The sequence below is a fragment of the Streptomyces sp. SID5785 genome (assembly GCF_009870065.1).
Classification (GTDB): domain Bacteria; phylum Actinomycetota; class Actinomycetes; order Streptomycetales; family Streptomycetaceae; genus Streptomyces.
The window spans coordinates 1-499 of sequence record NZ_WWIA01001032.1 but is presented as its reverse complement, the minus strand read 5'-3'; the positions used below and the strand labels follow the sequence as shown (position 1 = coordinate 499).

Genomic DNA, 499 nt, shown 5'->3' with positions numbered 1-499 from the left:
CGGCAGGGACCGGCCGGACCGCGGTGGCCTCGCCCCGCGGCGCGGGCTCTCCCGTCATGGGCGCTCGTGACGCTTGCGTCATCCCCGGTACTCCCGTCCCTCGCGTGTCGCTCCCCGGCCGGCCGGCCCCGTCGTCCCGTCGTCGTCGCGGATGCCGTCGAGGGTCGACGTCACCATGCTCAACAGCCGTGCCACATCGGGCAATTCCAGGGGCTCCGGTGAGGTGAGGGACGCGCCGCGCCCGGCGGGGGTCGAACCGAGCAGCGGTCCCGTCGAGAGCCGCACCCGCAGCGCCGCCGGGTCGTCGCCGAAGCGGTGGCCGCCGGGGGCCGGCATGCCGAGCCGGGGCGTGAGGAAGTCCTCGAGGTCCTGGGCGTCGGTGACCGCGCGGGCCGCCAGGTGAGGGCGCAGCGGCTCCAGGTCGGCGTAGAGGTGGCGGCCCGCGCGCGGCGGGCGGGCCAGGGCACCGGCGCCGAGGACGGCCGCGTGCAGGGCGCCG

1 pseudogene is annotated in these 499 nt (G+C 78.4%); it reads right to left on the bottom strand.

Annotation, left to right across the window (positions count from 1 at the left end):
• Nucleotides 1–78 precede the first annotated feature (78 nt).
• Nucleotides 79–499, bottom strand: a pseudogene (locus GTW43_RS33395) (pyridoxal phosphate-dependent aminotransferase); the annotation flags it as partial.